The organism is Micromonospora yasonensis, from assembly GCF_026013475.1.
GTDB classification, from domain to species: Bacteria; Actinomycetota; Actinomycetes; order Mycobacteriales; family Micromonosporaceae; genus Micromonospora; species Micromonospora yasonensis.
Genome location: NZ_JAPDPH010000054.1, coordinates 15,792 through 36,214 on the forward strand (window position 1 = coordinate 15,792; position 20,423 = coordinate 36,214).

Consider the following 20,423-nt stretch of genomic DNA (forward strand, 5'->3'; position numbering starts at 1 on the left):
GGCGGTCACGCTACGTGCGGCTCGACGGCCGGCGCTTCTCGATTCCTGATCGGTCTGGTCACCTGTTTCGCCACGCACGGCGGTATGCCGGCCGTCGCGTGTGCCGCGTCGCGCCGGTAGGTGCTGGGCGGCACGCCGACCAGCTCGGTGAAGCGGGTGCTGAAGGTGCCCAGTGATGAGCAGCCGACCGCGAAACAGACTTCGGTGACGCTGAGGTCGCCGCGGCGCAGCAGCGCCATGGCCCGCTCGATGCGTCGGGTCATCAGGTAGGCGTACGGTGACTCTCCGTAGGCGAGCCGGAACTCGCGGCTGAGGTGCCCGGCCGACATGTGCACGCCGCGGGCGAGCGCCTCGACGTTCAGCGGCTGCGTGTACTCCCGGTCGATCCGGTCGCGGACGCGGCGCAGCCGCGCGAGGTCGCGCAGGTGCTGGGCTTCGCCGGGACTGCTGCTCACCTGCGAAATCCTGCCACGACGTGCAGGGGTTACCCAGCGCCGCCGGCGGTGCGCCGCGCTCCGGGTCGATTCTGCCCCCGGTTGTCCGGACTGCTGCGCTCATGTCCAGCGGTGGTGCGGCGGCGGCACGGCGGATCGATCCCCCGTGCGCCGTCGCCGCTAGCGACCTGCCGGGCCGGCCGGGGTCATCGCAGTTGTCGGGCGGCGAACCGGGTCTGCGGGTGGGCGATGGTGTCCTGGGCGGCGATGAGTTGCAGTTCGCGGGTGCCTGCGGTGAGCGTGGCCTCGTAGACGGCGAAGACGGCGTTGGTGGTCCGCTCCAGGGCCGTCTCGGGCGAGCCGGTGGTCCGCAGGTGCGCCAGGTACAGCGCGGCGGTGACGTCGCCGCCGCCGTTGGGGCTGATCGGCAGCAGCGGCGTGGTGACCGCCCAGGCGCCCTCGTCCGACACCGCCACCACCTCCAGCGATCCCTTCGGGACGTCGCCGTGCAGCACGCTGGTGACCAGCACGTGCCGGGGCCCGGTCTCGCGTACGACGTCGACGGCGGCCAGCAGGTCGTCGACGGTGTTGGTGGTGCGGCCGGCCAGGAACTCCAGTTCGAACTGGTTCGGCGTGACGATGTCCGCGCGCGGTACGACGGTGTCGCGCAGGTATTCCGGGATGCCGGGTCGGACGAACATGCCGCGGCCGACGTCGCCCATCACGGGGTCGCAGCAGTAGACGGCGTCCGGGTTGAGCGACTTCACCCGGTCGACCGCGTCGAGGATCACCGCGCCCATCGCCGGGTCGCCCTGGTAGCCGGACAGCACCGCGTCGGCGGTGCCGAGGACTCCGCGGTCCTCGATGCCGGTGATCACGTCTGCCACGTCGGCCGGTGCCAGCAGCGGCCCGCGCCACGCGCCGTAGCCGGTGTGGTTGGAGAAGTGCACGGTCAGCACCGGCCAGACCTCGTGCCCGAGTCGTTGCAGCGGGAAGGCGGCGGCGGAGTTGCCGACGTAGCCGTAGGCGACCGAGGACTGGATGGACAGGATCTTCACGGGCTCATCGTCGCACCTGCCGGATTTGCAGGTGGCGACCGGTCAGGTGTCGGTGCGTAGCCGGGCGTGCAGGTGCATGTCGTGCCAGCCGTCGGCGTGCCGGGCGGCACCCCGGTTGGTGCCCTCGGCGGTGAGGTCGATCTCCCGCAGGCTGATCTGGCCGAGGACGGTGAGCGCGAGGAGTGAGCCGGGGTTGCGAGCCGCGCAGTCGCGAACGAAGGCTGACTCAGCCGGTGGTGTCGGTGACGGCCCAGCCGGCGGCGGTCTCCCGCTGCCAGCGGTGCGGCCAGGCGGCGAGCCAGGCGCGAGCCTCGTCGTCGGTCATGGTGCGGCAGTGCCAGCGGCGGATGTCCGGGTCGGTGTAGGCGGCGTGCACGGCGGGCAGGTCGTTCGCCTGCCAGGGGCGCAGGAGCAGGTCGCCGGCGGGGATGTCGGGCAGGGGGTGGCGGGCAACGCCGCCGGGGGTTCCGCCGCGGTGGTGAGCAGCGGCATGGGGTGATCCTGCCGCGGGGACGGGGCGTCGTGGTGCGGTGACGGTCGGTGTGGGCGCCGGGTGCGGGGTGACCGTTCGGCTCAGGGTTTCGACCGTCCGGCGCGCGGCGGGTTTGGCGACCGGGTGCGGGGTGGGCATGTGGCGGGAGGTTTTCCCGCCATCTTTTCGGAGAGGAAGCACGGATGCTTTCCGCACTCGATCGTCGGCACACCGTCGCGCCGCCGGGGTACAGCCGTTGGCTGATTCCGCCGGCGGCGTTGGCGATCCATCTGTGTATCGGGCAGGTCTACGCGACCAGCGTGTACAAGAACTCTTTGATCGCGCACTTCGGTGCCAGTCAGACGGCGATCGGGGTCATCTTCAGCATCGCGATCGTGATGCTGGGGTTGTCGGCCGCGGTGGCGGGCACCTGGGTGGAGGCGAACGGGCCGCGTAAGGCGATGTTCGTCTCGGCGTGTTTCTGGGCGGCCGGTTTCCTGGTCGGGGCGTTGGGCATCGCGACGAAGCAGTTGTGGCTGCTCTACCTCGGGTACGGGGTGCTGGGCGGGATCGGTCTGGGGATCGGGTACATCTCCCCCGTCTCGACGTTGATCAAGTGGTTCCCGGATCGGCCCGGTCTGGCGACGGGTCTGGCCATCATGGGGTTCGGTGGTGGGGCGATGGTGGCCTCTCCCCTGTCCCGGCAGTTGCTGTCGTACTACGACGCGGGGTACGACCCGGGGAACGCGGGGTCCACGGCGTCGGGTGCGGCGCTGGTGTGGTTGTTCGTGACGTTGGGCGTCGGCTACTTCCTGATCATGATGTTCGGGGTGTTCAACGTGCGGGTGCCGGCGGCGGGCTGGCGGCCGGCGGGGTTCGACCCCGCGCAGGTGGCGGCGAAGCCGCTGGTGACCACGGCGAACGTGTCGGCGGCGAACGCGGTGAGGACGCGGTCGTTCTGGCTGCTGTGGGTGGTGCTGTTCTGCAACGTGACCGCGGGCATCGGGATCCTGGAGCAGGCGAGCCCGATGATTCAGGACTTCTTCCGGCACGACAGGACCTCGACGGTGTCGGTGGCGGCGGCCGGTGGGTTCGTGGGACTGCTGTCGCTGTTCAACATGGCGGGCCGGTTCGTGTGGTCGTCGGCGTCCGACGTGATCGGTCGTAAGCCGATCTACCTGATGTATCTCGGTGTCGGGATGGTGCTGTACGTGTTGCTGGCCCTGTTCGGGCAGCTGGCGACGGCACTGTTCGTGCTGCTGGCGTGCGTGATCCTGTCGTTCTACGGCGGTGGCTTCGCCACGGTGCCGGCATACCTGCGGGATCTGTTCGGCACGTTCGAGGTGGGCGCGATCCACGGCCGGTTGTTGACGGCGTGGTCGGCGGCGGGGGTGGCCGGCCCGCTGATCGTGAACGCGTTCCTGGACGCGCAGGGCAAGCCGGGCACGTTGACGGCGGCGGCGTACCGGCCGGCGCTGTTCACGATGGTCGGGGTGTTGGCGGTGGGGTTCGTCGCCAACCTGTTGATCCGGCCGGTGCCGGAGCGCTTCCACGAGCCGGCGTCGGAGCGGGACGGGGCGCGTGGTGCGCAGCCGGTGACGGTGGAGAGGAGCGGGTCGTGAACGAGGCGGGTCACGGGCAGCGGGTGCGGCTGGTGGTGTCGTGGGTGGTCGTGTCGGTGCTGCTCGGTTACGGGGTGGTGCAGACGGTGATCACGGCGGCGAAGTTGTTCACCCACTGACGGGTGGCGTGGGGTGGCGGCCCGGGGTTTCCCCGGGCCGCCGCGCGTCAGAGGCCGCCGGCGATGCGCAGGACGGCGCCGGTGGTGTAGGAGGCTTCGGGGCCGAGCAGGAAGGCGATGGCGCCGGCGACCTCGTCGGGTTCGCCGGCGCGGCCCAGCGGGATGCGGCCGGCCGCGGTGTCGGGCCGGTCGGGTGCGCCGGACAGGGCGTGGATGTCGGTGCGGATGATGCCGGGGGCGACGGCGTTGACCCGGATGCCCTGCGGGGCGAGTTCCTTGGCCAGGCCGATGGTGAGGGTGTCGGTGGCGGCCTTGACCGCGGCGTAGTGGATGTATTCGCCGGGGCTGCCGAGGGTGGCGGCGGCGGAGGAGACGTTGACGATGGCGCCGCCGCGGGTCAGCCGGCGGGCGGCCTGCTGGGCGCAGAGGACGTACCCGACGAGGTTGACGTCGACGACCTGGCGCAGGTCGTCGAAGCGCAGGTCGGTGAAGGGGCCGATCGGGCTGGTGATGCCGGCGTTGTTGACCAGGCCGGTGAGCGGGCCCAGGTCGGCGGCGGCGTCGAAGAGGCGCTGCACCTGGTCAGGGTCGGTGGTGTCGGCGGGGACGGCGACGCCGCGGCGGCCGGCGGCCCGGATGTCGGCGACGACGGCCTGCGCGGCGGTGTGGTCGCGGCGGTAGCCGATGGCGACGTCGTGACCGGCGGCGGCGAGCCGGCGGGCGGTGGCGGCGCCGATGCCGCGGCTGCCGCCGGTGATGATGGTGACGGAGGTCAATGCGCTCTCCCCTGCCCTGGTGGTGCCGGTGACGTTACCGTCACCGGGGCGGGCGGCGGGTGGAGAGGACGGTCACACCGTGACGCGGTGTGGGGTCGGTCGCTTAGGCTCACCGCGACGGTGGGCGCTCGGGCAGGGAGGTACGCGGTGGCGGTGGGTGTCGGTGACCTGGTCGAGGACTTCGAACTGCCGGACGAGACGGGCACGCCGCGGCGGCTGTCGGAGTTCTTGGCGGCGGGGCCGGTGGTGCTCTTCTTCTACCCGGCGGCGATGACCCGGGGTTGCACCGCGGAGAGCTGCCACTTTCGGGACCTGGCGGCGGAGTTCGCGGCGGTCGGCGCGCAGCGGGTCGGGATCAGCCGGGACCCGGTGGCGAAGCAGGCGGAGTTCTCCCGCCGGCACGGCTTCGACTATCCGCTGCTGTCGGACGTCGACGCGACGGTGGCGGACGCGTTCGGGGTGCGGCGGCGGCTGCCGTTGGGGGCGTTGAGCACGCGGCGGATGACGTTCGTGATCGGCCCGGACCGGCGGGTGCTGGCCGTGGTGCACAGCGAGTTGAGCATGAATGAGCACGCCGACGCGGCGTTGCGTGCCCTGGGGGGTTGATCGTCCGCTTGTCGCAGCCGACTGGTATCAAGGCTGCAATCAAACGGGTGTACGGAAGAGGGCGTGATGGCGGGCCAGGGTTTGTCCACTGACGAGGTGCAGGGGATCCGGGAGGCGTTGGCGGCGGGCCGCAAGCCGAAGGTGGTGTTCACCGCGGCCGCCGGGCAGATGGCCGGCCAGCTCGGGCAGGTGGTGGAGCTGACCGACCCGGAGCTGTCCGAGGAGTTCGTGGTGGTGCGGTTCGGCCGCGACGAGCTGCCCTTCTCCCCCGGCGACGTGGCGATCGCCCCGCGTGGGGCCGGACGTAAGCCGGCGGAGCCGAAGCCGGAGCCCGTGGTCGAGGAGGAGCCGGCGCCGGAGCCGGAGTTCGTGTTGGACACGCCGCCGGTGCCGGCGCCGCGTCGGGAGGAGCCGAGGGTGGAGCAGCAGGCGGAGGCGAAGCCGGCGAAGCGGGCGGTGAAGACGGCGAAGCCGAAGAGCCCGGCCGGGCTGACCGTGACGCTGGCGTACGCCGAGGGCGAGTGGACGGTGGCGGCGCAGCAGGGCGCCAAGTCGCTCGCGAAGCCGTACGTGGTGAAGCCGGCGGAGGCGCTGCGGATGGTGGCGCTGGTGGACGTGCCGGGGGTGCAGGAGGCGGTGGAGCAGATCCTGGCCGCGGAGCGGGCGGAGGCGGAGCAGCAGGCGGAGAAGCTGCGCGCCGAACTGGCGGAGATCGAGGCGCGGCTGGCGGAGCTGCGCGAGGCTCACTGAGACCGTCGGCCCCGGCCGAAAACACCTCGGCCGGGGCTCGGGCCGTCTGGTACGGTTCCGCCGCGTCCTCGACGAGACCGGAGGGAGGTGAGCGCCATGGCACGTACGACTGTCATGCGCTCCCACCCGTCTGCGGGGACGCCGGGTTCCTGAACCGGGGAGCGCACCGCTTCCTGGAAGGACCTTCATGACCGACCTGGTCATCCGCCCGCTCGTCGCGGGCGAGGAACAGCTCTTCGATTCCCTTGCCGACCCGGGCCTGGTCGGGCGGGCCGTGCTCGGCGAGACGTACGCCGACGGCGGCTACCGCCCGGAGTGGACCTGGGTCGCGCTGCGCGACGGGGTGGTCGTCGCCCGGGCCGCCTGGTGGGCCGGGCCGGACGATTCGGCGCCGCTGGCGCTGGACTGGTTCGACTTCACCGACCCGGATGCCGCCGTCGCGTTGCTGCGGATCGCGCCGCTGCGGGCCGAGTACGAGATCCTGCTTCCCCACGGCTGGCGGGACGATCCGGCGGTCCGGGCGCACGGGCAGGCGCGGATCGACGCGGCGACCGCCGCCGGCCTGCGGGTGCTGGTGGAACGCTACCGCTACCGGTGGACCCCCGGGTGCGGCCTGCCGGCGCGGCCCGGGCGGCTGGAGTTCCGGCCCGAGCCCGACGACGCGGTGATCCTGGACGTGCTGCGCCGCATCGGCGAGGGCAGCCTGGACGCCCATTACCGGCACGCGTCCGCCGTGCACGGGCCGGAGGCCGCGGCGCGGGAGGACCTGGACCTGCTGCGGTGGATGCCCAGCCCGCGGGAGTGGTGGCAGCTCGCCTTTACCCCCGGCGGGGACCTGGTCGGGATCATCGTGCCGACCCGAAACCAGAGCCACCACATCGTCGGGTTCGTCGGGGTGCTGCCCGGGCAGCGGGGCCACGGGTACGCCTACGACCTGCTGGTCGAGGCCACGCACCGACTGGTCGAGGTGGGCGCCGACGCGATCGTGGCGGCCACCGACCAGGGCAACACGCCGATGGCGGCCACCTTCGCCCGGGCCGGCTACCCGATCGAGTACGAACGCGTCGACCTGGTGTGAGACGACCCGCGGGGCCGGTGCGGACCCCCTCGCACCGGCCCCGCGTCGTCCCGAGCCCGCAGGCTGGTCAGTGTTGCGGGATGTTCTGTACCCCGATCCGCTTGCGGAACACCCAGTAGGTCCAGCCCTGGTAGGCCAGCACGATCGGGGTGAACACCACGGCCACCCAGGTCATGATCTTCAGGGTGTACGGGGTGGACGCGGCGTTGGTGGCGGTGAGCGTGCCGGCGGCGTCCAGGGTGGACGGCAGCACGTTCGGGAACAGCGCGGCGAACAGGGTCGCCACGGCCAGGGCGATGGCCACAGCGGTGCCGGTGAACGCCCAGCCCTCCCGGCGTACCCTGGCGGCGGCGAGACCGGCGACCAGGGCGAGGGCGGCGCCGACGGCGAGCGCGACGGCGGCGGTGCTGGAGCGGATGGTCAGCGTCCAGGCCAGGAAGGCCACGGCGGCCACTGCGGTGCCGGCACCGACCTTGACGGCGAGGGCGCCGGCGCGGTCGCGGATGTCGCCGGTGGTCTTCAGGGCGAGGAACACCGCGCCGTGGGTGAGGAACAGGCCCAGGGTGGTCAGGCCGCCGAGCAGGGCGTACGGGTTGAGCAGGTCGAGCAGGCCGCCGACGTACTCGTGGTCGGCGGACAGCGGCACGCCGCGCAGGATGTTGGCGAAGGCGACGCCCCACAGGATCGCCGGGACCAGGGAGCCGACGAAGATGGCCTGGTCCCAGCGGCGCTTCCAGGACGCCTCGGGGCGCTTGTGTCGGTATTCGAAGGCGACGCCCCGGGCGATCAGGGCGAGCAGGATCAGCAGCAGCGGCAGGTAGAAGCCGGAGAACAGGGTGGCGTACCACTCGGGGAAGGCGGCGAACATGGCGCCGCCGGCGGTGATCAGCCAGACCTCGTTGCCGTCCCAGACCGGGCCGATGGTGTTGATCAGGACGCGGCGTTCCCGGTCGTCGCGGCCGAGCACGGGCAGCAGCATGCCGACACCGAAGTCGAAGCCTTCGAGGATGAAGTAGCCGGTGAAGAGCACGGCGACGAGGAGAAACCAGATGGTGGTCAGTTCCACGGTGGGCTCCGGGTCAGTAGGCGAACGCCAGCGGGCGCTCGGCGTCGTCGGTGTCGTCGTCAACGGGTGCCGGGGTGACGTCGGGGACGCCGGCCTTGGCGTAGCGGACCAGCAGCTTGAACTCGATCACCGCGAGGGTGGCGTAGATCAGGGTGAACGCGGTGAACGAGGTGAGCACCTCGGCCAGCGAGACGGTGCGGGACACGCCGTTGCGGGTGAGCATCTCGCCGAAGACGATCCACGGCTGGCGGCCCATTTCGGTGAAGATCCAGCCGAAGGAGTTGGCCAGCAGCGGCAGCAGCGGCATGACCAGGCCGGCGCGCAGCAGCCACCTGCTGCGCGGGGTGCGGCCCTTGCGCTGGCTCCAGAGCACGATCAGGGCGATCGCGGCGGCGGCCAGCCCGAGGCCGATCATGAACCGGAAGCTCCAGTAGGTGACCGGGATGATCGGGGTGTAGCTGCCGGCGCCGTACTGGGCGGCGTACTGGGTCTGCAGGTCGTTGATGCCGTGCACGGTGCCGTTGGGGTCGCCGGTGCCGAGGAACGACAGCAGGTACGGGATCTTGATGGCGAAGACCTCACGGCTGCCGTCGAGGCTGCCGACGGTGAGTACGGAGAAGGAGGCGGGGCTCTCGGTGGTGTAGAGGGCCTCGGCGGCGGCCATCTTCATCGGCTGCACGTCGGTCATGATCTTGCCCTGGATGTCGCCGGTGAACAGCACCAGCGCCGAGGAGATCAGCACCACCCAGGAGCCGAACTTGGTGGCGAAGCGGTACGCGTCGGTGTCGGCGCTGTCCCGGTTGCGGAAGACGTGCCACAGGCCGACGGCGACGATCAGGGACCCGGCGACCAGGAACGCCCCGGAGAGGGTGTGCGGGAAGGTGATCAGGGCGACCTTGTTGGTGAGCACGGCGAAGAAGTCGGTCAACTCGGCCCGGCCGGTGCTGGGGTTGACCCGGTAGCCGACCGGGTGCTGCATGAACGAGTTCGCGGCGAGGATGAAGTACGCGGACAGGTTGGTGCCGATCGCCGCCGCCCAGATGGCGGCCAGGTGCAGCCGCTTGGGCAGCCGGTCCCACCCGAAGATCCACAGACCGATGAAGGTCGACTCCAGGAAGAACGCCACGAGGGCCTCGATGGCCAGCGGCGCGCCGAAGATGTCGCCCACGAACCGGGAGTAGTCGCTCCAGTTCATGCCGAACTGGAACTCCTGCACGATGCCGGTGACCACGCCCATCGCGAAGTTGATGAGGAAGAGCTTGCCGTAGAACTTGGTGAGCTTGAGGTAGCGCTCCTGGCCGGTGCGGTGCCACAGGGTCTGGAGGATGGCCACGAGGATGGACAGGCCGATGGTCAGCGGCACGAAGAGAAAGTGGTAGACGGTGGTGACACCGAACTGCCAGCGGGCGACGTCCAACGCGTCCACCTGAAACCCCCAGCTGTGCATACTACGAGACGTAGTAAATACTACTCGGCGTCGTAGAAGAATGGGCAGGGCCCCAGGGCCCGACCCGTCCCGGGACCAATGACCCTGATCACCTCTGCCGCCCGGCCCGGGACCGGACCCCCGCCTCACCCCACGGCGTGCGACCATCCAGCACTGATGGACACCCCGACCCCCCATTGGCGGGCGCCGCTGCTCTGGCGCACCGCGCAACTGCTCGCCCGCGCCGTCGTCGGCCTGCTCGGCCGCCTCGAGGTCACCGGCGACGTGCCGGCCGGGCTGCGGCACGGGCCACTGGTCCTGGCCGCCAACCACATCAGCCCCTTCGACCCCGTCGTGCTCGCCGCCGCCTGCCACGCCCGCGGGATCCACCCGCGGATCATGGCCACCGGCGGACTGTTCCGCGCCCCCGTGGTCGGCCCGCTGATGCGCCACGCCGGGCACATCCGCGTCGACCGGGGCACCAAATCCGTGCACCAGGCCCTCGAGGTCGCCGCCCGGGCCGTGGCTGGCGGCTCGGTCGTGCTGGTCTACCCCGAGGGGCGCATCGGCCTGGACCCCGGGCTGTGGCCCGAACGGGGCAAGACCGGCGCCGCCCGGCTCGCCTTCGGCAGCGGCGCCGAGGTGGTCCCGGTCGCCCAGTGGGGCTCGCACGAGGTGCTGCCGTACCGGACGCCCAGGGGGATGCTGGGCGGCATCGCCCGGGCGATCGTGCGCCGACCGGTGATCCGGGTGCACTTCGGCGTCCCGGTGGCCCTGCGCGACCTGCACCCCGGCAGCACGCCCGGGGCGGCCCGCCGGGCCACCGACCGGATCATCGACGCGATCACGGAGGAACTGGCGCCGCTGCGCCCCGACGAGCCCGACCGGCCCCGCCACGTGGACCCGGGCCGGCCGGTGGCCGGCGGCCGAGGTGCGGGACGAGCCGTACGAGGTGGTGCGGCGGATCTGGTCGGAGCTGCTCGGGGTCGAGGAGATCGGCCCGCACGACGACTTCTTCGAGCTGGGCGGCCACTCGCTGCTCGGCACCCGGGTGGTGGCCCGGATCCGCGACGCGCTCGGCGTCGACCTGCCCCCGGGCGCCATCTTCGAGTCGCCCACCCCGGCCGCGCTGGCCCGTACCGTCGCCGCGCTGGCCGCCCCCGTCCCGGCCCCGCGCGAGCCGGCCGACGACGACCTCACCGACCTGCTCGCGGAGATCCGCGCGCTCTCCCCGGAGCGGCTGGCCCGCGAGCTGCACCTGGCCCGACACGAGGAGAGGAACGGCGATGAGTGACGAGTACCGCGTCCTGGCCAACGACGAGGAGCAGTACGCGCTCTGGCCCCGGCACAAGGAGATCCCGGCCGGCTGGCGGGACGCGGGCTGCGCGGGCGACCGGCAGGCGTGCCTGGACTTCGTCGAGCGGACCTGGACCGACATGCGCCCGCGCAGCGTCCGCGAGCACCTGGCGGCCCAGGGCTGATCCTCAGCGGAGCGCTCCCGGGTGGTGCGGCTCGTCGGGATGCGCTACGGACGTGGGCAGGCCGGATCGGCGTAGATGGTGAGGTAGATCAGGGCCGGGCTCACCACCGTCCACTGCGGGGACGGTGACCGCTCCGCCGAGCTGGGCCGGACGTCCATCCGCTGGGCAGCCTGGGCGCGGATGAGCAGGCGGCTGGTGACTCCCCGCACCCGACGGCAGTAGGTGAGCGTCGTCTCGCCGGCCACGTCGGGCCCCGCGTCCGGGTCCACCGTGGCCTGCCAACCGGCCGCCACCGCCACCCGGTCGTACGTGCGGCGCAGGGTGGGGCCGTCGTAGTCGGGGTCGGGGCGCCAGGAGAGCGTCACCGACGTGTGCGAGACGTCCTCCTTGGTCAACTGGTGGCATCCCGTGCTGCGGACCACGTCGCCGAGCGGCCGTGCCCCGTCCGGTCGCACCGCCACGACCGGGTCCTGCGCGTACGCGTCGAGCAGTTGGTCCTCGTGCTGCGGCACCGTGCAGCCCGGCACCCGGGGGCCGGTGGCCCCGTCCGCCCGCGTGCATCCCGTCAGGGCCACCGCGGCGACCAGGACCACCGGCCAGCATTGCCGTGATCTCATCGATTCAGGTTAGGTCCCGCGCGCCGTCCCGGCCGTCCCGTCGGACGGGATTCGGCCACTTGCTGGTCCGGTTGCTCGACGCCCGTCGGTGAGGGGCGCCGGCCCGATCGGCCGGCGCCCCGGCGCGCTCACTCCTCGGCGAGCCGGTCGGGCGACTCCAGCGCGGCCTTCACGGCCTGGAGGAACGCCACCGCTTCCCGGCCGTTGACCACCCGGTGGTCGTAGACCGCGCTGACGTTGACGAACCGGCGGACTGCCACCTGCCCCGCGGGGTCCAGGGCCAGCTCGTCCTGGGTGCCGCCGATCGCCACCACGCAGGTCTGCCCGGGGAAGACGATCGGCCCGGCGAGCACCACGTCCGGGTCGGTGTGCAGGGAGACCACGATGGACCCGCCGGTCAGCTCACCCGCCCGGAAGCCGTCGCCGCCGGCCCGGGTGCGGAAGTCCATCAGCGTCTCGGCGATCTCCGCGCAGGTCAGCTCCTCGACGTCGCGGACCACCGGGATGAACAGCCCGGTGCCGACGTCGATGGTGACCCCGACGTGGGCCGCCTCGGTCAGCCGCACGGTGTTGCCGTCGCCGGGGGAGGCGAACAGCAGCCGGTGCTCCTCGCGCAGCCCGCCGATCGCCTTGACCAGCAGCTCCGGCAGGCCGACCAGGGTCCGGGTGGCCCGGGTGAGCTGCCGGGCCACGGCCAGGGCGGCGTCCACGCGTATCTTGATCACGGCCAGCGCGGCGGGCACCTCGCGGTGGGACTCGGTGACCACCGCGGCGACCGCGCGCTGGGAGCGGGGGAGCGGGTGCACCGGGCGGGGATCGTCGGCCTGCGGGGCGTCGCCGGCGGCGAGCGCCGCCGGTTCCGGGGCCGCGGCCCGCGTGGCCAGCAGGGCCTCCACGTCGGTACGCCGTACCACCGCCCGGCCCAGCGCCCGCAGCTCGGCCTCGCCGATGCCGTGCTCGGCGGCGAGGTCCCGGGCCGAGTCGGTCAGCACCGGCCCGGACGCGTTCTCCGTCGCGCCGGCGGCGGGGGCGGTCGGGGCGGCCAGGGCCAGCCAGCGCTGCCGGTCCTCCTCGCTGTCGAAGACGTGGCCGATGACCTGGCCCGGCGCGCACTCCTGCCGCACCACGGTCAGCCGGTGCAGCACGCCGTCGTGTTCGCTGAGCAGTTCCTCCGCCGCCTTGGAGGTCTCCACCTCGGCGACCGGGTCACCGGCGGTGACCTTCTCCCCGTCGGCGACCAGCCAGTCGGTGAGCACGTACGACGTGTCGTTGTTGTTGAGTTTCGGGACGACCAGGTCACGCACCACGGACGACCTCCTTCACGGCCCGGTGGATGTCGGTGTTCTGCACCAGCACGGTGCGTTCCAGGTGGGCGGCGGTGGGGATGACGCTGTCGGCGGAGTGCACCAGCCGTACCGGCGCCCGCAACGTGCCCCACAGGGCGGTGTGCACGGCGTGGGCCAGTTCCGCTCCCCAGGTGCCGCCGGTGGTGCTCTCCTCGGCCACCACCAGCCGGCCGGCCCGGGCCACCGCCGGCAGCAATGCGGCCGCGTGCAGCGGCCAGAGCCGGGACGGCACCAGCACCTGGCAGACGATGTCGTCGCGCAGCAGCAGCTCCCGGGCCACCGCCACGGCCCGGACGGCCAGCCCGCCGGGCACCACGAGCACGCAGTCGCTCTGCTCGGGGTCGTCCACCCAGATCCGGGCGACGTCGCCGTCGAGCAGGTCGTAGCGGAACAGCTCGTCGACCACCCCGTCGGCGTACATCCGGCCGGTGTAGAGGACCTTGTCCTCGAAGAGCAGCCCCGGCCGGCCGGTGGCGAGCATCCCGCCGAGCACCGTCTGGTTGTCGTGGAACGGGGACACCTCGTACAGGTCCAGGCCGGGGATGCCGACGAAGTGCTTCTGCGGGCTCTGGCTGTGGGTCGGGCCGTACCCGCGGTTGCCCCCGGTGGGGCAGCGCACCACCAGCGGCATCGGCACCCGCCGGCCGTACATGGCGGTGGACTTGCTGGCGAAGTTGAGGATCTGGTCGAACGCCAGCGCCACGAAGTCGCTGAACATGATCTCGACGATGGCGCGCTGCCCGGCCAGGGCCAGGCCGCCGGCCACCCCGACGATGCCGCCTTCGCTCAGCGGGGTGGACAGCACCCGGTCCGGCCAGCGCGACGACAACCCCCGGGTCACCTTGAACGCCCCGCCGTACGGGTCGGCCAGGTCCTCGCCGAGCAGGTACAGCCGGGGGTCGTCGGCGAGCAGCGCGTGCAGCGCCTGGTTGAGGTTCTCCACCACCCGCTCAGCCACGGTCGGCCTCCTCCCAAACGCTCGCCGGTCGCCCGGCGACCTCCCGGACCACCTCGGCCAGGTACGCGCGTTGCCGCTCGTCGTGCGCGGCGAACTGCTCCGGGTACGCTTCGGCGTAGCGGGCGTACCAGTCGTGGGCCTTCGCGTACGCGATCTCCTCGGGCGTACGGCTGTCGTCGCCTTTGCTGTGCGGGCCGACCCGGTGGGTGCGCAGCTCCACCACGGCGGGCCGGGACTCTTCGCGGACCCGCCGCAGCACCGGCGCCAGCGCGGCCCGGACCAGCGCCGTGTCGGTCGCGGTGACCAGCGTGTGGTCGACGCCGAAGGCCCGGGCCCGCCCCTCGATGCTGCCGGCGAGCTGGGCGTCGGTCGGGGTGGACTGGGCGATGCCGTTGTGCTCGACGACCAGCAGCAGCGGCAGTCCCCACAGGGCGGCCATGTTCAGTCCCTCGTAGACCGCGCCCTCGCCCCAGGTGCCGTCGCCCAGGTGGACCAGGGCCAGGTGACCAGGCTCGGCGCGGTTGAGGTGCAGCGCCACCCCGGCGGCCACCGGGACGCTCTCGCCCTGCACGCCGGTGGACAGGTAGCGGTCGCGCAGGATGTGCTGGCTGCCGCCGACGCCGTGGCAGACCGCGCCCTGCCGGCCCATCACCTCGGCGAGCAGGCCGTGCGGGTCGGCGAACCGGGCCAGGTAGTGCCCGTGCCCGCGGTGGTTGCTGAACACGTGGTCGCCGTCGGTGAGCAGCGGGCGCAGCGCCACCGGGACGTACTCCTGGCCGAGGCAGGTGTGGGTGGTGCCGTGCAGCTCGCCCCGGCCGAACATGTCCAGCAGGGCCAGCTCGAAGTGCCGGATGAGCAGCAGTAGGTCCAGGTCGTCGGCGGCGAGCCGGGTCGGCACGTCCGGCCGGGCCCCGGTCACGGCGGCGGTCACCGGGATGCCCCGTCCCACTCGGCGGCGATCAGCGCGACCAGTCCGTCCACGTCGGTCACCGCCAGGTACTCCCGCAGGTCCAACTGGACGCCGAGGTCGTCCTCGATGGCGGCGAGCAGCCGCAGCGCCTCCAGACTGGTCCAGTTGGTCAGGGCGTCGAAGCGGGCCTCGGGCCTGACCTGCCCGGCGGGTACGTCCGCGACCTGCTCGATCAGGTCCGCGACGGTGGTGAAGAGCTCAGGCACCGGCGTCTCCCTCCTCCAGGGTGATCCACGCGGGCAGCAGCCGGGGCGGCGGCCGCAGCGGCAGCGCGAACCGGGTGGTCCCGTCCTCCTCGGCGGCGGCGACGAAACCGGCCGCCGGCCAGGCCGCGCCGCCGGGCTTGTTGCGGGCCGTGGGCCGGAACAGCGCCTCCAGCCGGGTCGCGTCCGCCGCGCCGGCCAGCTCCGCCACCCGGTGCAGCACCGCCTGCTCGATGCCGCGGGAGAACACCCGGCAGCTGAGCACGAAGTTCTCGATCACCCAGGTGTCCGGGTCGCTCCGGTCCAGCCACACGCCGCCGACGAGGCCCTCGTCACCGAACCGGTCGGCAACGGCGACGGTGAGCACCAGGTGATCGGCGGAAGCGGCGCGCTGCCGGGTCTGCGCCTCGGTGTGCGCCCGGTCGGTCATGGTGAACTGGTTGGTGCGCAGCCCGAGCTGCGCCAGCCGGGGCAGGCTCAGCTCGTCCACCGGCCGGACGGCCACCCGCAGCTTCAGCTCGTGCAGGTAGTCCTCGGCCGAGGCGAAGGTGGCGGCGAAGCGTTCCCGCCCGGCCCGGGCCCGATACAGCTCGGTGCGTTCCCGGTCGGTGGCGCCGGTCGCCAGCACGGTGAAGTGCCCCTCGGCGAGCAGCCTGGTGGAGAAGCCGGCCGGGTCGCCGGCCAGCTCCACCACCCGTACGGTGGGCAGCTCCCGGCGGACCAGCTCGCACTCGAACGGGCTGTCGTCGGCGAAGACCACACCGTCCAGCCCCAGGTTGAGGGTGCCGGCGAGCTGGCGCAGGTTCTCGTCCTTGCGTCCCCAGTTCACCGCCTGCGCCACGAAGTCGTCGGCGCGCAGCAGCAGGTCGGGGTGCTGGTCGAACGCTTCGGCGACGACGTCCGGGTCGTTCTTGCTGCACACGGTCAGCAGCACGCCCTGCCGGCGCAGCGCCAGCGCCCGCCGTTGCACGTCCCGGTGGCAGTTGCCCGGGTAGTCGGTGCCCAACTTGATGCCGGCCAGCCCGTCGTCGCCGAGCACCCCGGCCCAGAGGGTGTTGTCCAGGTCCAGCGCCAGCACCTTCGCCGCCTTGCCGAGCACGGCCCGGCAGAAGGTCGCGGCCTCGTGGGCGTACCGGCGTTCGACGGTCGGCGTCCAGGCCATGCTGGCGTACCGGTAGAGGCGTTCGTCGCGCACCGGGCCGTCGTGGTCGACCAGGAGGGTCTCCAGGTCCAGGGTGTACGCCCCGTCCCGCTCGCCCAGTTCCAGCAGCGCGCCGTTCAGCTCCCGCCAGATCCGGCCCAGCTCGGCCCGGCCCCGGAAGCTGACCAGGCTGCGGTGCTCCAGCGGGGAGAGCGGCACGGTGTGCAGCAGCAGCGCGCCGTCGGTGCGGGCGGTGTGGCCGCGTACGGCGGCGGCGAGCACGCCGAGCCGGTCGGTCAGCGTGTCCCGCAGCCCGGCCAGGTCGCCCGGGTCCCACTCGGCCGGCAGGAACCAGCCGTCGTGCAGCAGGCAGAGCGTCACGTCGGGGCGGAACCCGGCCAGCTCGGAGTGGGGGTCGCTGAGGTCGCGCAGCAGCTGGTCGAAGCCGGAGACGTGCAGCTCGGCGGCGATCCCGATGCGCAGCAGGGCCAGCCGCAGCAACGGCTCGACGGTGCCCGGGGTGAAGGTGCCGGTGACCGCCACCCGCAGTGGCCGCAGCGGAAACTCCGGGCTGTCCAGCTTCTCCGCCGGTACGTCGGCGAGCAGCCGCCCGGCGGTGGCCAGGGTGGTGACCGGGGCGTCGTCCAGGTGGACCAGGCCGGCGGCCAGCTCCGGGTCGGGTGCGGCGTCCGGGCGGCGCAGCCGGCGGATCCGGAGGAGCACCTCCTCGACTCTCATCGCGATGTCCTTTCCTCGCCCGCGCGGCCGGCGGGGCGGTTCGTCGGTCGGGGCGGGTGGTCAGACCCGCAGCAGGGTGCAGACCCAGTGCATGCCGCTGCCGGTGCTGGTCAGCGCCACCAGGTCGCCGTCGGTCAAGGTGCCGTCGCCGAGGTGGTGCTCCAGCCCGATCAGCTGGTCGGCGCAGCCGACGTGGCCATGGTCGAGGGCCAGTCCGACGTTGGTACGGTCCGGCTCGACGCCGAGGTCCTTGGCGAGTTCGGCGAACTGCCGGGCGTTGTCGTGGAAGTGCAGGAACCGGCGTACGTCGGCCAGCGCCACGCCGGCCCGGGCACAGGCTGCCTCCACCACCCCCCGGTTGCGGTCCCGGATGGTGGCGACGAACCGGAACATCGCCCGGACGTCCCCGGCGAAGAACTCGTTGAGCCGTTCCGCCGGGTCGCCGACCCGGGGGGTGCCGGCGTCGGGGGTGAACGGCGCGGCGGTCCCGCCGACCGGCATCCGCATGAAGCCGGCGTACCGGCCGTCGCTGATGGTCTCGGTGGCCAGCCAGCGGCACCGGTCGTGGTCGCGGACCAGCACGGCCGCGGCGGCCCCGTCGGAGAAGACACTGGTGTTGATCTCCATGCGGTTCCAGTACGGCTCGCAGACCCGGTTGGCGCCGATGAGCAGCGCCGTCCGGTACGCCGGGTGGGTGGCGAACCGGCCGGCGATGGTGTCGAACGCGGTCACCCCGCCGCCGCACGCCTGGTTGAGCAGCACCGCCTCGGCCCGGTGCGCGCCCAGCCGGGCCTGGGTGTGCGCGGCGGCGTCCCAGTACAGGTACTCGACCAGGTCGGGGACGGCGAGCACGACCAGGTCCAGCTCGGCGGCGGAGATCCCGGCCCGGTCGAGCGCGGCGCCCCCGGCGACGGCCGCCAGGTCGGTCACCCCGACCCCGTCGGTGGCCCGGTGGAAGGTGCGGTACTCCCAGGACCGCACCCGGTCCAGGTCGGCGGTGTATCCGGGGGCAGCCGTGGCCACGTCGACCGGCTCGCCGAGCACGTGGGCCAACGCGGCCACGCCGACCGCCACCGGCGGGGCGACCCCGGGGGCGGTCACCGGGCCACCCCGAGCGGCTCGGCGGCGTCGACCCGTACGGCCCGGACCGGCACCGCCGGGTCGGTGCCCAGGTCCAGGTCGGCGAGGAACCGGCGGGCGCTGCCGTTGCGGCCGGTGTCGGTCCAGGGGACCAGCAGCTCCCTCGCGCCGGCCGTCCCGGCCCGGTGGGCCAGCTCGCGCAGCACCGCCGGCTCGACGCCCTTCCCGAGCACCGGGCAGGAGAGCGAGAACAGGTCGACCGTCCACCGGTCCGGTTCCCGGGTCAGCGCCACCAGGCCGCCGGTGCCGTAGTCGCCGAACCGGTCGCGTACCCGCACGGCGAGCAGGTCAGCGGTCCGGCCGGCCAGCGTGGCGGCGGCCGGCGCCGGGCGGAGGGCGAAGTCGTGCGCCCGGGCCACCAGCTCCGCGACCTGCGGCACCTCGGCGTCGGTGACCGGCCGGTACTCCACCTGGACGTCCAGGCTGGACACGAAGTCGGCCAGGGAGAGCCCGGCCGGCCCGGCGGCCGGGGATTCGCCGCGGGTGCCGCCGGTCCACCGGCGGGCCGGGAGGCGATCGGTCAGTCCCGCCGCGGTCAGCTCGTCGCCCCAGGCCTTCGGGTCCGCGCCGAGGGTCACGGTCGTGCCGCCGTCGGTGGTGGTCTCGTCCCGCGGCCCGGTCACCGCCGCTGGGTCTGCAGTGGTCAGCAGGACCAGGTGCGCCGGGGCGAGGTCCAGTTCGGCGGCGATCTCGGCGAGCTGCGCGACCGGCGGCCGGTCGTCGACGACCCAGCCGTCCAGCAGCGGCAGCAGCTCCGGGTCGGCCACGGTGGACCAGCCGTCGGCGCCGGCCCGCGCCGCCACCCGCAGGCCGGCGGCGCGCAGCTCGCGCAGCGCCGGCAGCAGGGGCGCCGGGTCGGTCAGGGTGTCGCCGTCGAGCACCAGCGCCCGGCAGCCCGCGCCGTACCACCGGCGGAGCAGGCCGGCGGTGGCCGCGCCGAGGGCGGCGAAGACCTCCTCGGTGTACGGGATCTTGGCGAACCGGAACAGCGCCGGGTGGTACGCGTGGCGCGTACCGACCGCGCGGACCGCCTCCTCGGCGTCGACCAGGAGCACCCCCGGGTCGGCGGCGAGCCGTTCGCGCAGCCGTTCCCGGGCGGCGGTGGCGGCGGCGGTCACCCCCTCGGCGTCCATCGGGTCGCCCGCGCCGCACGGGCGGGCCTCGGGGACGGCCGGCAGGACGTACCCGAGCAGGGCGCCCTGCCGGCGGGCGGCGGTGACGGCCGCCTCGGCGACGGCCAGCAGCTCGTCGGCCCAGCCGGCGCCGGCGGGTCCCGCCGCGCCGGCCTCCTCCAGCCGCGGGGCGACCAGCAGCACGTCGGGGCGGACGGTGGCGGGGAAGCCGTCCTCGGCCAGGCACTGCTGGACGATCTGGTGGAACGGCCCGACGGTGAGCGTGGCCGGCAGGCCGGCGTCGTGCAGGGCCAGCCCGAGGTACGGCACCAGCGGGTCAACGGTGTAGCTGGCCAGCAGCCCGATCCGCAGCACCGGGGCCGGGCCCCGGCGGGTGACCGCCTGCCAGCGGGTGCGCAGCGCGAACAGGTCGGTACTCATGCCGCCGTTGTCCCCTTGGCGCGCAGCACGTCGCGCAGGGCGCCGACACTGCGTACGTCCCGGATCTCCTCGAAGGCGAAGGAGAGGCCGTAGACCTCCTCCAGGGTCACCACCAGTTGCAGGTGGCGCAGGCTGGTCCAGGTGGGGATGTCGTCCGGCCCGGACTCGTCGGTCACCTCGGCCGGGTCGACGTCGAGCACCCCGGCCACCACCTCGGTGAGCGTCACTTCGCCACCACCTCACGGTCGTCGGTCAGTTCGTCGGTGCCGGTGGGCGCGGGCAGCGGCGCCGGCCCGGCCTCGGGCTGGTCGTGGTCGGGCAGGTCGATCTCCATCCGGCGGATGCTGGGGGAGAAGAAGCCGGCGGCGGCCACGCCGATGCCGAGCACGCCGACGATCACGAAGATCAGGCCCATCCCGGCGCCCGGTCCGCTGCCCACCAGCCAGCCGAACAGGGGTACGCCGGACCCGCCGTCGCGCATCATCGGCTCGAACCAGCGGTCGGCGGCGATGCCGGCCAGCGCGGTGCCGCCCGGGTACGCGAGATCCTCGATGAACTGCCGGGCGGCGAAGACCCGCCCCTGCTGGGACGGTTCGACCTTCTCCTGCCACACCGACTGGGCGTACCCGTCGATGAACGGGATGGCCAGGTGCAGGAAGAGCAGGGCGATCGACCACACGATGACGGTGTCGCCGATGCCGTACAGGATCCGGCCCAGGACGCTGAAGACCAGGATGGCCAGCAGCATCCGGCGGATCTTGTGGCGGGTGTTGGGCAGCACGGCGAGCAGGCTGGCGCCGGCCACGCCGCCGACCGCGCCGATCGTCTGCACCAGGCCGACGGCGTTGGTGCTGCTGTCGGTGCGGGTC

The 20,423-nt window shown here is 73.2% G+C and carries 22 protein-coding genes and 2 pseudogenes; 8 read left to right on the top strand and 16 right to left on the bottom strand.

Features of this window, described 5'->3' with window-relative positions:
* Positions 1-5: 5 nt before the first annotated feature.
* The 3 genes from ONA70_RS14080 to ONA70_RS14090 form a co-directional block, all read right to left on the bottom strand.
* Positions 6-455, bottom strand: a complete 450-nt coding sequence (locus ONA70_RS14080) for a helix-turn-helix transcriptional regulator (protein ID WP_265006859.1) — start codon at positions 453-455, stop codon at positions 6-8.
* Between the two features lie 185 nt (positions 456-640).
* Positions 641-1,492 (bottom strand): pyridoxal kinase PdxY, encoded by an 852-nt coding sequence (gene pdxY / locus ONA70_RS14085; RefSeq protein WP_265006860.1) that lies wholly within the window; start codon positions 1,490-1,492, stop codon positions 641-643.
* Between the two features lie 226 nt (positions 1,493-1,718).
* Positions 1,719-2,123 carry a GNAT family N-acetyltransferase gene (locus ONA70_RS14090; protein WP_265006861.1) on the bottom strand — a complete coding sequence of 135 codons (405 nt, stop codon included), beginning with the start codon at positions 2,121-2,123 and terminating at the stop codon, positions 1,719-1,721.
* 44 nt (positions 2,124-2,167) lie between these two features.
* On the opposite strand from ONA70_RS14090, the gene ONA70_RS14095 reads away from it, so the two are divergent.
* Both ONA70_RS14095 and ONA70_RS14100 read left to right on the top strand, forming a co-directional pair.
* Entirely contained in the window at positions 2,168-3,586 is a 1,419-nt protein-coding gene (locus ONA70_RS14095) for an OFA family MFS transporter (RefSeq protein ID WP_265006862.1), read from the top strand.
* Complete coding sequence (locus tag ONA70_RS14100; RefSeq protein WP_265006863.1) at positions 3,583-3,705, top strand: MFS transporter small subunit; 123 nt, start codon at positions 3,583-3,585, stop codon at positions 3,703-3,705. The genes ONA70_RS14095 and ONA70_RS14100 overlap by 4 nt, the downstream gene beginning before the upstream one ends.
* A 47-nt stretch (positions 3,706-3,752) precedes the next feature.
* Here ONA70_RS14100 and ONA70_RS14105 read toward each other — a convergent pair whose 3' ends face one another.
* On the bottom strand, positions 3,753-4,481 hold the full coding sequence (locus ONA70_RS14105; protein WP_265006864.1) for an SDR family oxidoreductase: 729 nt from the start codon (positions 4,479-4,481) through the stop codon (positions 3,753-3,755).
* A gap of 147 nt (positions 4,482-4,628) precedes the next feature.
* Here ONA70_RS14105 and ONA70_RS14110 point away from each other — a divergent pair, with 147 nt between their 5' ends.
* The 3 genes from ONA70_RS14110 to ONA70_RS14120 all read left to right on the top strand — a co-directional run bounded on the left by ONA70_RS14110 (position 4,629) and on the right by ONA70_RS14120 (position 6,915).
* Positions 4,629-5,087, top strand: a complete 459-nt coding sequence (locus tag ONA70_RS14110; RefSeq protein ID WP_319957144.1) for a peroxiredoxin — start codon at positions 4,629-4,631, stop codon at positions 5,085-5,087.
* A gap of 66 nt (positions 5,088-5,153) precedes the next feature.
* The gene (locus ONA70_RS14115; protein ID WP_265006865.1) at positions 5,154-5,837 is read left to right on the top strand and encodes a hypothetical protein; all 684 of its coding nucleotides are present in this window, start codon (positions 5,154-5,156) and stop codon (positions 5,835-5,837) included.
* A gap of 187 nt (positions 5,838-6,024) precedes the next feature.
* Entirely contained in the window at positions 6,025-6,915 is an 891-nt protein-coding gene (locus ONA70_RS14120; RefSeq protein WP_265006866.1) for a GNAT family N-acetyltransferase, read from the top strand.
* A gap of 67 nt (positions 6,916-6,982) precedes the next feature.
* Here ONA70_RS14120 and cydB read toward each other — a convergent pair whose 3' ends face one another.
* Positions 6,983-7,981 (bottom strand): cytochrome d ubiquinol oxidase subunit II, encoded by a 999-nt coding sequence (cydB, locus tag ONA70_RS14125; protein ID WP_265006867.1) that lies wholly within the window; start codon positions 7,979-7,981, stop codon positions 6,983-6,985.
* Between the two features lie 13 nt (positions 7,982-7,994).
* Positions 7,995-9,407, bottom strand: a complete 1,413-nt coding sequence (locus ONA70_RS14130; protein WP_265006868.1) for a cytochrome ubiquinol oxidase subunit I — start codon at positions 9,405-9,407, stop codon at positions 7,995-7,997.
* A 177-nt stretch (positions 9,408-9,584) separates the two neighbouring features.
* Here ONA70_RS14130 and ONA70_RS14135 point away from each other — a divergent pair.
* From ONA70_RS14135 to ONA70_RS14145, 3 genes and pseudogenes are all read left to right on the top strand, one after another.
* Positions 9,585-10,349, top strand: a pseudogene (locus tag ONA70_RS14135) (lysophospholipid acyltransferase family protein); the annotation flags it as partial.
* 13 nt (positions 10,350-10,362) lie between these two features.
* A complete protein-coding gene (locus tag ONA70_RS14140) occupies positions 10,363-10,701 on the top strand; it encodes a phosphopantetheine-binding protein (RefSeq protein ID WP_406601192.1) in 339 nt (112 codons plus the stop codon).
* On the top strand, positions 10,694-10,888 hold the full coding sequence (locus ONA70_RS14145; protein WP_265006870.1) for an MbtH family protein: 195 nt from the start codon (positions 10,694-10,696) through the stop codon (positions 10,886-10,888). Before ONA70_RS14140 ends, ONA70_RS14145 begins: the two co-directional genes overlap by 8 nt.
* Positions 10,889-10,932: 44 nt before the next feature.
* Here the strand turns inward: ONA70_RS14145 and ONA70_RS14150 are convergent, their stop codons facing one another.
* From ONA70_RS14150 to ONA70_RS14195, 10 genes and pseudogenes are all read right to left on the bottom strand, one after another.
* Positions 10,933-11,505 carry a hypothetical protein gene (locus ONA70_RS14150; protein WP_265006871.1) on the bottom strand — a complete coding sequence of 191 codons (573 nt, stop codon included), beginning with the start codon at positions 11,503-11,505 and terminating at the stop codon, positions 10,933-10,935.
* Positions 11,506-11,633: 128 nt separating this feature from the next.
* On the bottom strand, positions 11,634-12,812 hold the full coding sequence (locus tag ONA70_RS14155) for a 2-oxo acid dehydrogenase subunit E2 (protein ID WP_265006872.1): 1,179 nt from the start codon (positions 12,810-12,812) through the stop codon (positions 11,634-11,636).
* Positions 12,802-13,809, bottom strand: a complete 1,008-nt coding sequence (locus ONA70_RS14160) for an alpha-ketoacid dehydrogenase subunit beta (RefSeq protein WP_265006873.1) — start codon at positions 13,807-13,809, stop codon at positions 12,802-12,804. Before ONA70_RS14160 ends, ONA70_RS14155 begins: the two co-directional genes overlap by 11 nt.
* Positions 13,802-14,740 (bottom strand): thiamine pyrophosphate-dependent dehydrogenase E1 component subunit alpha, encoded by a 939-nt coding sequence (locus ONA70_RS14165; protein WP_265006874.1) that lies wholly within the window; start codon positions 14,738-14,740, stop codon positions 13,802-13,804. The genes ONA70_RS14160 and ONA70_RS14165 overlap by 8 nt, the downstream gene beginning before the upstream one ends.
* Positions 14,737-14,985, bottom strand: a complete 249-nt coding sequence (locus ONA70_RS14170; protein ID WP_265006875.1) for an acyl carrier protein — start codon at positions 14,983-14,985, stop codon at positions 14,737-14,739. The genes ONA70_RS14165 and ONA70_RS14170 overlap by 4 nt, the downstream gene beginning before the upstream one ends.
* The gene (locus ONA70_RS14175; protein WP_265006876.1) at positions 14,978-16,861 is read right to left on the bottom strand and encodes an HAD-IIIC family phosphatase; all 1,884 of its coding nucleotides are present in this window, start codon (positions 16,859-16,861) and stop codon (positions 14,978-14,980) included. The genes ONA70_RS14170 and ONA70_RS14175 overlap by 8 nt, the downstream gene beginning before the upstream one ends.
* Positions 16,862-16,921: 60 nt before the next feature.
* On the bottom strand, positions 16,922-17,962 hold the full coding sequence (locus ONA70_RS14180) for a 3-oxoacyl-ACP synthase III family protein (protein ID WP_265006877.1): 1,041 nt from the start codon (positions 17,960-17,962) through the stop codon (positions 16,922-16,924).
* The gene (locus ONA70_RS14185; RefSeq protein ID WP_265006878.1) at positions 17,959-19,554 is read right to left on the bottom strand and encodes a hypothetical protein; all 1,596 of its coding nucleotides are present in this window, start codon (positions 19,552-19,554) and stop codon (positions 17,959-17,961) included. Before ONA70_RS14185 ends, ONA70_RS14180 begins: the two co-directional genes overlap by 4 nt.
* Positions 19,551-19,781: an acyl carrier protein gene (locus tag ONA70_RS14190; RefSeq protein WP_265006879.1), complete on the bottom strand. Its 231-nt coding sequence runs from the start codon at positions 19,779-19,781 to the stop codon at positions 19,551-19,553. The genes ONA70_RS14185 and ONA70_RS14190 overlap by 4 nt, the downstream gene beginning before the upstream one ends.
* Positions 19,778-20,423, bottom strand: a pseudogene (locus ONA70_RS14195) (MFS transporter); the annotation flags it as partial. The pseudogene ONA70_RS14195 and the gene ONA70_RS14190, both read right to left, overlap by 4 nt.

Coding starts and splice junctions, on each gene's coding strand:
- ONA70_RS14090 (WP_265006861.1), bottom strand. CDS start 2,123: ATGCCCACCCCGCACCCGGTCGCCAAACCCGCCGCGCGCCGGACGGTC.
- ONA70_RS14095 (WP_265006862.1), top strand. CDS start 2,168: ATGCTTTCCGCACTCGATCGTCGGCACACCGTCGCGCCGCCGGGGTAC.
- ONA70_RS14115 (WP_265006865.1), top strand. CDS start 5,154: ATGGCGGGCCAGGGTTTGTCCACTGACGAGGTGCAGGGGATCCGGGAG.
- ONA70_RS14120 (WP_265006866.1), top strand. CDS start 6,025: ATGACCGACCTGGTCATCCGCCCGCTCGTCGCGGGCGAGGAACAGCTC.
- ONA70_RS14145 (WP_265006870.1), top strand. CDS start 10,694: ATGAGTGACGAGTACCGCGTCCTGGCCAACGACGAGGAGCAGTACGCG.
- ONA70_RS14150 (WP_265006871.1), bottom strand. CDS start 11,505: ATGAGATCACGGCAATGCTGGCCGGTGGTCCTGGTCGCCGCGGTGGCC.
- ONA70_RS14175 (WP_265006876.1), bottom strand. CDS start 16,861: ATGAGAGTCGAGGAGGTGCTCCTCCGGATCCGCCGGCTGCGCCGCCCG.
- ONA70_RS14185 (WP_265006878.1), bottom strand. CDS start 19,554: ATGAGTACCGACCTGTTCGCGCTGCGCACCCGCTGGCAGGCGGTCACC.